General features: G+C 62.5%; 4 protein-coding genes. 2 read left to right on the top strand and 2 right to left on the bottom strand.

Annotated features, from left to right (window positions below; all coding sequences use genetic code 11):
• Together FJY73_13905 and FJY73_13900 are read right to left on the bottom strand one after the other, a co-directional pair.
• On the bottom strand, positions 1-156 hold a 156-nt coding region (locus tag FJY73_13905), incomplete at its 3' end, for a tyrosine-type recombinase/integrase (GenBank protein MBM3321753.1).
• A gap of 24 nt (positions 157-180) precedes the next feature.
• The gene (locus tag FJY73_13900; protein MBM3321752.1) at positions 181-717 is read right to left on the bottom strand and encodes a site-specific integrase; all 537 of its coding nucleotides are present in this window, start codon (positions 715-717) and stop codon (positions 181-183) included.
• A gap of 354 nt (positions 718-1,071) precedes the next feature.
• On the opposite strand from FJY73_13900, the gene FJY73_13895 reads away from it, so the two are divergent.
• Both FJY73_13895 and FJY73_13890 read left to right on the top strand, forming a co-directional pair.
• Entirely contained in the window at positions 1,072-3,924 is a 2,853-nt protein-coding gene (locus FJY73_13895) for a S8 family serine peptidase (GenBank protein ID MBM3321751.1), read from the top strand.
• An 18-nt stretch (positions 3,925-3,942) separates the two neighbouring features.
• A complete protein-coding gene (locus FJY73_13890) occupies positions 3,943-4,488 on the top strand; it encodes a hypothetical protein (GenBank protein ID MBM3321750.1) in 546 nt (181 codons plus the stop codon).
• The last annotated feature ends 590 nt before the right edge of the window (positions 4,489-5,078 follow it).

Below are 5,078 nucleotides of genomic sequence, written 5' to 3'. Positions count from 1 at the left end.
ATCGGTGCCGCTCTCGAGAAGATGGGTCGCGAAGCAGTGCCTGAGAACGTGCGGCGTGACACGCTTGCGGATGCCCGCCGCGTGGACCGCCTTGTGAAAGACGACGCGGGCGGAATCGGGGGTGACGTGCTGTCCCGGGACTCGACTGGGGAACAACCACTCGGCCGGCCGCTCTCTTCTCTAGTACTTCCGAAGAAGGGAGAGGAAGCGCTGGGAGAGGATCGTGTACCGATCGCGCCCCCCCTTGCCGGCCCGGACGTGGATCACGCGACGCTTGGAGTCAATATCCTCGGGGCGCAACGCGCACGCCTCCGCGATCCGGAGGCCCGCGGAGTAGAGGGCCGTCAGAATCGCCCGGTACTTCAGGTCCCGTACCGCATCAAGCAAGGCGGCCACCTCCGAAGCGCTGAGGACCACCGGCAACGGCGGCTTGCCCCGACGGACAGGCAGATACGCCACCTCCACCGGTCGGCGCAGGGTCACCGTATAAAGGAAGGTGAGAGCGGCCCGAACCTGGCGGTACGTCGGCCTCGCCACCCGCCGCTCCTCGACCAGATGGAGCAAGTAGGCGCGGATCTCCTCCTCTCCCATCTCCGCCGGAGAACGGTGGTGGAATCCGGCAAACTGGCGGGCGTAACAGAGATAGATCTTGCAGGTGCAGGGGCTGTACCCTGCGAGCGTGAGGTCTTCCTCCATGCGATCGCGGAGCTTTCCCACGGCGTCCTCCTCCCCGCGTACGGCGGGACCTGGGGTTCCAGCAACGACCCCATCATAGGAGGACGCCTTCTGTCCAGGGAGCAAGAGGATACCCCCCTCAAGGAGGTTCCCCGGGGAGACGGGGGAGCTACCGCTTCGAGGTTTCGTTCAACACGATCGTCGGTCGAACTCGTTTCGGGGACAACGAGCCACCGGATGTCTTGGGGCCGCCGGCTCGACATTCGCCCGATCCGCGTCTACATTGAACCCAGATAGCAGCGCTGCCCGCCGATTTCGCCGATCCGACCACGATGCACCCGCCGGGTGGCCGCTGTGGATTCTCGTTCCGGTCCCTTCGCCGGAAGGAGGCTCCCGATGCGTGCGATCTCTCCCCTCCTGTCTGCCGCGCTTCTCCTCATCGCATTCGGCCTGGCCCTTGCCGATCCGTCGATCGTCGCGGACCTCGATTCCAACGCGACGAACGGCCCCGACACGCTCGAGGTAGAACCGGGCGACACCGTTCTCGTTCGGATCTGGATCACGGGGAGCAGCGATTCGCTCTTCGGTTTCGGCATCACGGTCGGGGACACGAGCGGGGTCCTGGCCTGGATCGAAGACTCCGCGAGCGCGATCCTTGTGACGCCGAATGCGTGGACCGATTTCCAGGTGCTGCAGGATGAGAACGGGTTCCTTCTTCTCCAGCCATACGACTTCTCGTTCAGCCAACCGTTGCACCTTCCGTCAGAAGTGGCCCGTCTACGGTTCATAGCGATCGCAGGCGGAGAGTGCGCGACGCTCGCTTGGGACTCCACGATGTGCGGCTGGCAGAACACGGAGTTCGCGGAGGGGACGTTCGCAGGCTTCGAGGAGGCGGTCGTCTGCGTGGCGGGAGAGGAAGACGGAGGAGGTGAGGACGAACAAGACGGTGAGGGCGGCGTGCCCCCGGACGATGATTCCGCGACGCCCTTTGTCGTGCGCGGTGTCACATCGTACCCGCCACCCGATCGGGACGTGGCGGAGGGGATGATCATCGTGCAGTTTCGCAAGGGGGTGTTCGTCCCGGACTACCTTCCTGCCCGAGAGGGAGATCTCTCGGATGTCGAGATTCCTGATCCCCGAGTGCGAGCGGCTCTTGACTCTGCGGGTGTGGAGAGGTGGACTCGCCTGGCTTGGCCGCAGTCAAGCCCGGTTTCTCCGTCCGATCCGGTTTTCGTCGCGCGCAACGGGACCGCCATCAGCTATGAGAGCAAGGCGCGCACGTTCGTCCTCCACGCGGACGCGAGGGTGTCGACGGGGAGGATGTTGAAGAAGATCGAGCCGGTGGCCCACGCTTACGTGTACGCGGAGCCGCTTGTAGCCTGGGAGGAGTTCGAGTTCCCGAGCGAGCCCGACACGACTCCGAGCGATTCCCTTTACGTGCGGGGGGCGCAATCGTGGGCGGAGCCCATCGATACATCCGGGTCTCCGTTGAGATACGGCATCGACGCTCCTGGAGCGTGGAAACGAACGACCGGGAACCCGGCGATCCGGCTGGGGATCGTTGACACCGGAATCAAGAGGTTTCACCCCGATTTCGTCACGTACCCGGACAGTCAGCTCGTCTATGAGTTCTACGATACGTGCTGGCCGGAAGACTCCCTGGAGCCCTGGGCCTCGAGTTCACACGGAACCTCGGTTCTCGGGATCGCAGCAGGCTTGACCCACAACAAGCGGGACCCGGCCGATTCACTCGCCATTGGAACGGCGGGCATTGCCGGCGGTACTCGTGGAGATCCTTCCACAATGGTCCGGACGAAGATGTACAAATACTCCGGGGCCGGTGAGTGCGCTGCTCCTCACGGAATGATCGTGGCGCTGGACCAGGGAATCACTGATGGAATGGACATCATGAACTTCAGTAACGGCGGCCGCGGACTTTCCTATGCGGAAGCTCTCACTAGGGCGTATCAAGCTGGCATTACCATCGTGGCTGCTATTGGCAATTGCATTATAGACGAGCCGTTGTACGTGCTTCCTGGCGCGGCGCAAACAAACCGGACGATCTCCATTAGTAATGGGCGTATTACTGGAGAACGGTACCGAGCCGTTTCGGGTAGTTGTCGTGGCCGATGGAACGATGTGATGGCCCCCGGGCATGAAGCAGTTGCCCCCACTTGGGAATCTCCATGGTGGGGGCCGTTCGGGGGGACATCTGCCGCGTCCCCTATGGTCGCTGGTGCGTGTGCTCTACTGGCGTCCGACATATGGAGCTACTACCACGACCACTCGCTACATGAAGAGCTGGAGGCATTGATCATCGCTGGGGCCGTGGAGTCAGGGCCGGACACAATTCTTGGTCAGGACATGTTCTACGGCCACGGATTCCTCAATATCCGCAACTCAATCCGCTATCTCAATCATGAACGCTTTCGTCGCGGAAGGTTTTTGGCCACTGGATTGGACGGGAACACTGTCACGTTTGTTGGAGCGCGGCCGGTATTCCTGGGCACAGGCGGGGAGTATCTGCCTGTCGTTTCCCCGGTAGGGGACACCCTTGAGGATGGAAACTACGAGTATGCAGAGATATACAGGGCTACACGAACAATTGGCCTACCCCCCGGATTTACCGGCGACTCGGTTCTGGTCGCCGGCATAGGTCATGGGTCTGCTTCTCAAATCGCTGGTTCAAGCGGGTGGGCGAGTGGCGATTCTATCTGGTTGAATGACTCTTTGGGCGGGAGCTATCTCAGGGCAAGCCTGTTCCGGGACAGATTCTGCAATGCCAGTCTTCTCCCGGGCAATGAGATAGAACTCACGAGCTACTTCTGGAGATTCCCGCTCTCCCCCACAGATACAGTATGGGCTCCATTCGATCCCATCGCTCCTGGCGCAGAAGTTCGGTGGGCGTATGCGGTGTTCGGAGAGTCAGCTTGCGCATCAGTCAGCTCGGGGAGCGGGACGGGGCCTTCTGATGCGTTGGGGTTTCTTCGCTTTGCTCCCAATCCGTCGAATCCGAGTACAGAGATAAGATGGCGCGTTCGCGAGCGGGCACGGGTAGAGATTCTCATCTTTGACGTGCGTGGAAGGTGCATACGGACGCTTTACGAGGCGGTTGCCTCCGGCGATGAGGAGGTAGTCGTGTGGGACGGACGTGATGACTCAGGGAGGAACGTCTCATCGGGTACCTACTTCGCACGGATAAGGGTGGCGGGAGCAGACGGAAGTGCCAAAATCCTCTTGCTAAGATAGTAGTCGGGGAGGAGAGCCATGCGTTTAGTCATCCTTGGTCTGCTGGCGTTCCTTGTATGTGGTCCGATATCGGCTGAAATGCTGGTAGTTCTGGATATGGATGGGGAGTTGGGGAATGGTCCTGATTCCGTCTTCGTGGAACCCCAGGATTCTATCGCCGTCGCGGTTTGGCTCGTCGGGGATTTGCTCGGGGCGGATTTCTACGGTTTCGCTGTGTTCGTGGTAGACAACGGGCCCCTTGCTTTCCTTGGGGGAGAGATCCTGACTCCGGCTCCGTGGGTGTCAGATCTGTCGGAGAATGGGGACACGGTATCGATTGTGGCTATGCATCCCACCCTGGGGGGATCACCCGAGGGGACGTTTCTTGTTGCGATTCTGCAGTACGTGGCCGCAGCAGAGGAGACTCTGGGTGAGTTGGGAGTCGATCTGGCTCGATCAGGCTTCGCGGTGGACTTTGGGCCTACTTGCTTCTTCGATGACTTCGTCGGCGCAAAGATCATGATCGGGGGCAATACCGCCACAGAGCAGCCGACGTGGGGGGCGATCAAGACGTTGTTTCGCTGACGTGGCTCACGTCTCCTCCCTTCGCGTCTCGACGGGGGGCACGGTGGGCGTCACGCTCCGCCTCGCGCTCCCGCCTGTGGAACGCGTGCCACGTGGCGCACGGGCCTCACGCGCATGCTCCACACGCCACCGCTGCTCCGCCTCCCGCTCCTGCCTGTGGAACGGGCGCTCCGTGGCGCATCGGGGGCTACACGCGCAGGCTCCACACGCCTCCGCCCGCTCCGCCGAGCGCTGACGCCTGTGGAACGGGCGCCCACGCGCTCCACGGGGCGCAGGTGGCCTCACGCGACGCTTCCACACGCCTCCGCGCGCTCTCGCTGTCGCCTGTGGAACGGGCGAACACGCGCGACACGGGGCGCAGCGAGCTTCACGCGCATGCTCCAGACGCCTCCGCCCTCTCCGCCTTCCGCCCCCGCCTGTGTCCCTGGCGCACACGCGCTCCAGGGGGCGCGGGGGCCGTCGCCGGAGGATGCCCCTCCCGTAGTTGGAGGTTGAGAGACGAGGGCGGCGGCTCTCTCCGCCCGATCGTGTAAGATCGGGTGCAGACAACCTCTCAACGAAAGGAGAGAACCGCCATGAGAGGATCGTAC

This window comes from Candidatus Eisenbacteria bacterium (assembly GCA_016867715.1).
GTDB lineage: Bacteria > Orphanbacterota > Orphanbacteria > Orphanbacterales > Orphanbacteraceae > VGIW01.
Note: the sequence above shows the minus strand (reverse complement) of the source record. Positions and strands in the feature narration are given on the sequence as shown.

Bases quoted from the DNA above. Each gene is read 5' to 3' on its own strand.
- FJY73_13895 (MBM3321751.1), top strand. From the start codon at position 1,072: ATGCGTGCGATCTCTCCCCTCCTGTCTGCCGCGCTTCTCCTCATCGCA.
- FJY73_13890 (MBM3321750.1), top strand. From the start codon at position 3,943: ATGCGTTTAGTCATCCTTGGTCTGCTGGCGTTCCTTGTATGTGGTCCG.